The sequence below is a fragment of the Actinosynnema sp. genome (genome assembly GCF_052038725.1).
Genome location: NZ_JBQGCX010000528.1, coordinates 1 through 4,275, shown reverse-complemented (window position 1 = coordinate 4,275; position 4,275 = coordinate 1). Strand labels below are relative to the sequence as shown.

Sequence of the window (4,275 nt, the reverse complement as noted above, 5' to 3'; positions counted from 1 at the left end):
CGAGGAGGAGGGCATCGACCCCAAGTCGACGACCGACACCTACGCGGCGATCAAGCTGACGATCAACAACCGCCGCTGGGCGGGCGTGCCGTTCTACCTGCGCACCGGCAAGCGGCTGGGCCGCAGGGTCACCGAGGTGGCCGTGGTGTTCAAGCGGGCGCCGCACCTGCCGTTCGACGACACCGCGACCGAGGAGCTGGGGCAGAACGCCCTGGTGGTGCGGGTGCAGCCGGACGAGGGCGTGACCATCCGGTTCGGCTCCAAGGTGCCGGGCAACACGATGGAGGTCCGCGACGTCACGATGGACTTCGGCTACGGGCACGCGTTCACCGAGTCCTCGCCGGAGGCCTACGAGCGGCTGCTGCTGGACGTGCTGCTCGGCGAGCCGTCGCTGTTCCCGAAGAACGACGAGGTCGAGCTCTCCTGGGAGATCCTCGACCCGGTGATCGAGCACTGGGCGAGCACCGGCGAGCCGGAGAAGTACAAGGCAGGCACGTGGGGACCGCCGTCCGCTGACGAGATGCTGGCCCGCACCGGCAGGCACTGGAGGCGACCGTGATCATCGACCTGCCCTCGACGACCACGTCGCAGGTCAACTCGAAGCTCGTGCAGCTGCGCGAGGAGGGTGGCGCGGTCACCCTCGGCCGGGTGCTGACGCTGGTCATCGTGACCGACGACGGCAGCAAGACCGAGGAGGCCGGGGAGGCCGCGAACGACGCCAGCCGCGAGCACCCCTGCCGGGTGATCGTGGTGGCGCGCGGCGCCCGCCAGGCCGCCGCGCGGCTGGACGCGCAGATCCGGGTCGGCGGTGACGCGGGCGCCTCCGAGGTGATCGTGCTGCGGCTGTACGGGCCGCTCGCGTCCGAGGGCGCCTCGTGCGTGGTGCCGCTGCTGCTGCCGGACACCCCGGTGGTGGCGTGGTGGCCGAACGAGGCCCCGTCGTCGCCGTCGAAGGACCCGATCGGGCAGCTCGCGCAGCGCCGGATCACCGACTCGGCGGCCGAGAAGAACCCGATCAAGGCGCTGGAGCAGCGCCGGTCGTCCTACGCCCCCGGTGACACCGACCTGGCGTGGACGCGGCTGACGCTGTGGCGGGCGATGCTCGCCTCGGCGCTGGACCTGCCGCCGTTCGAGGCGATCACCGAGGCCGAGGTCAGCGGCGAGGCCGACTCGCCGTCGACCGACCTGCTCTCGGCGTGGCTCGCGGCGTACCTGAAGGTGCCGGTGAAGCGGGTCAAGGCCACCAAGGGCCAGGGCATCGTGGACGTGCGGCTGGACCGGCCCTCCGGGTCGGTGGAGCTGGTGCGGCCGGACGGCGCGGTCGGCACGCTGACCCAGCCGGGGCAGCCGCAGCGCCGGGTGGCGCTGCAGCGCCGGTCGGTGCGGGACTGCCTGGCCGAGGAGCTGCGCAGGCTCGACCCGGACGAGGTGTACGAGGCGGCGCTGCGGTCGCTGGCGAAGGTGGCGCGGAACAAGCCCGCCGCGAAGCCGGTGGCGCGCAAGGCCGACGCGGCTGCCCCCGTGGAGCCCGCCCCGGCCCCGGAGTCGGACGCGGTGGAGACCCTGGCCGAGCCGCTGGGCTCCGAGGGGGCCGACACGCCCGAGGCGGTCAAGCCGAAGGCCAAGGCCGCCAAGGCGCCGAAGTCGGCCGTGCGCGCGGCGAAGGCGGGCTCGTGAGCAAGCCCGAGGTGGTGGTGCACCGCGACGGCGACCTGCTGGCCGCCGCCGCGGCTGCCCGCCTGGTGACGAAGCTGGTGGACGCGCAGGCGGCGCGCGGGTCGGCGTCGGTCGTGCTGACCGGCGGGCGGACCGGCGTGGCGGTGCTGGAGCAGCTGCGCCGGGCGCCCGCGCGGGACGCGGTCGACTGGGGCGAGGTCGACCTGTACTGGGGCGACGAGCGGTTCCTGCCCGCCGGGCACGCCGAGCGCAACGAGACCCAGGCCAGGGCGGCGCTGCTGGACCACGTGCCGGTCGACCCGGCGCGGGTGCACGTGATGGAGCCGTCCGACGGCCGGTTCGGCGACGACCCGGAGGCTGCCGCCGCCGCTTACGCGGACGAGCTGGCGGCTGCGGCGCGGCCGGAGGACCACGGGTCGGTGCCGCAGTTCGACGTGTGCATGTTGGGCGTCGGCGAGGAGGGCCACGTGGCCTCGATCTTCCCCGACTCCCCGGCGGTGCACGAGCTGGAGCGGACGGTCGTGGCGGTGCGCAACTGCCCGAAGCCCCCGCCCACCAGGGTCAGCCTGACCCTGCCCGCGATCCGCCGCGCCCGCGAGGTGTGGCTGATGACGACGGGCGAGGGCAAGGCCGCCGCGGTGGCAATGGGCCTTGCCGGGGCGGGCGAGGTGCAGCTGCCCGCGGCGGGCGCCGTGGGGCAGCGGCGGACGCTGTGGCTGCTGGACTCGGCGGCGGCGGCGAAGGTGCCGGAGCTGTTCACCCCGCCGCTGGCGTGACGCGCGCGGTGCTGGTGGCCCACCGGAGCGCCACCAGCACCGGATCACCCCCTCCGCCCGACCGGGTCGGGTTCGGCGGGGTTCCCCGGAGGTCCGGGGTGTCGAGGGCGGCGGATCTCGCCGCCCTTGTTCTTGTGCCGGGTCCGGCGGGCGCCGCCGGGGTCCGTCGCGGCCTGTCGCCCCGCGTCCACACTGTGTGACCGCTGTGTGAACGCTGTGCGCCGCGAAATCGGCCCCGGACCGTCGACAAGCCGCTGACCAGCGTTTACCTTTTTGCTGTGGCGCCGTTCACCGGCGTCCGACGTTCGCGGTCGCAACTTCGTCGGGTTTGCCGCGTCCCGTCCGCGTGATCGCGCTGTCCCGATGGGTGATGAGCACATCGGGGGTGGAGGAGCGGGTCATGCCCAGTGCGACTGCGGTGCGGTTCGGCGATGGCGGGTTCGGCGCGGAGAGGTTCGGCGGCGAGGGGTTCGGCTCGGAGGGGTTCGGCGCCTGGGGCGCGCGGGCCGCTGCGGGGAGAGCGGGGGCCCTGCGGGGTTGGGGCGCGCGCGCCAGGGTCGGGCTGCTCGCCCGGTGGGCCGCGCTGCGGGCGCTGGTGGGGCCGCGCGGGCACCTGGTGCTGGACGTCGCGGCGGTGGCCGTGGCGGCGCTGGACGTGTGGTTGCGGGTGCTGCCCGAGGCCGAGGGGTACAGCAGGGTGCTGTCCGGGGTGGCGGTGCTGGCCGTGGTGTTCCGGCGGCGGTGCCCGTTCCTGGTGGTGCTGCTGACCATCCCCGGTTTCCTGTTCGGCTGGTCGCAGCTCGCCGCGATGATCGCGCTGGGCACGCTGGCCTGGCTGCGGCCCCGCTCGGCGCAGACGGCGGTCGGGGCGGGGCTGGTGTGGTTCTCCCGGTTCTTCCTGTGGCCGGTCGAGGAGTTCCTGGCGCTGCCGTGGACCGCGCACGTCCACGACGCGATCTACGGCGGGATCGTGGCCGGGATGCCGGTGGCGATCGGGCTGCTCGCGCACGTGCGGGCGGAGCTGTCGGCGCGGGTGCGGGAGCTGGCCGCCGGGCGCGAGCGGGAGCGGGCGCTGCACGCGCGCGCCGTGCGGGCCGACGAGCGGGCCAGGTTGGCGCGGGAGATGCACGACGTGGTGTCGCACCAGGTGAGCCTGATCGCGGTGCAGGCGGGGGCGCTGCGGGTGACCGTGCGCGACCCGGACGCCAAGCAGGTGGCGGGGAACATCCGGATGCTCAGCACCCGGACGTTGAACGAGCTGCGCGAGCTGGTGAGCGTGCTGCGCGCCGCCGACGAGCCCCCGCAGCCGGGCGTGGCCGACCTGCCGCAGCTGCTGCTGGGCACGGACGTGTCGCTGCGCGTGGACGGCCCGGTCCGCGACCTGCCTGCACCGGTGTCGGGGGCGGTGTACCGGACGGTGCAGGAGGCGCTGACGAACGTGCGCAAGCACGCGGAGGGCGCGTCGGCGGCGGTGGTCGTGGTGTCGGACGGGGAGCGCGTCAGCGCGGAGGTCCGCAACGGCGCGCCCCCGGACCGGGGCGGCGCGGGCCTGCCGAGCGGCTGCCACGGCCTGGTGGGGCTGCGGGAGCGGGCGGCGCTGCTGCGCGGCCGGTTCCACGCGGGGCCGACGGACGACGGCGGTTTCGTGGTGCGCGTGGACTTCCCGCTCGACGCGGGGTGCGGTGGGACCGGGGAGGCGGGGAGCGGGGAGGCGGCGGCCGGGAGCGACCCGGTGGGCGCGGCGGGGCGGGGGTGACGGGCCGGGGGTGACGGGCCGGGGGTGACGGCGGGGCGGAGGGGGACAGCAGGGCACGGCGGGCCC

3 protein-coding genes and 1 pseudogene are annotated in these 4,275 nt (G+C 75.5%); all 4 read left to right on the top strand.

Annotated features, from left to right (window positions below; genetic code table 11):
* Positions 1-559: pseudogene (locus ACTUAL_RS10630) on the top strand (glucose-6-phosphate dehydrogenase); the annotation flags it as partial.
* Entirely contained in the window at positions 556-1,677 is a 1,122-nt protein-coding gene (opcA, locus tag ACTUAL_RS10625; RefSeq protein ID WP_440900135.1) for a glucose-6-phosphate dehydrogenase assembly protein OpcA, read from the top strand. The pseudogene ACTUAL_RS10630 and the gene opcA, both read left to right, overlap by 4 nt.
* Entirely contained in the window at positions 1,674-2,453 is a 780-nt protein-coding gene (gene pgl / locus ACTUAL_RS10620; protein WP_096496080.1) for a 6-phosphogluconolactonase, read from the top strand. The genes opcA and pgl overlap by 4 nt, the downstream gene beginning before the upstream one ends.
* A 400-nt stretch (positions 2,454-2,853) precedes the next feature.
* On the top strand, positions 2,854-4,209 hold the full coding sequence (locus ACTUAL_RS10615) for a sensor histidine kinase (protein ID WP_440900134.1): 1,356 nt from the start codon (positions 2,854-2,856) through the stop codon (positions 4,207-4,209).
* Positions 4,210-4,275: the final 66 nt, after the last annotated feature.

Bases quoted from the DNA above. Each gene is read 5' to 3' on its own strand.
- ACTUAL_RS10615 (WP_440900134.1), top strand. From the start codon at position 2,854: ATGCCCAGTGCGACTGCGGTGCGGTTCGGCGATGGCGGGTTCGGCGCG.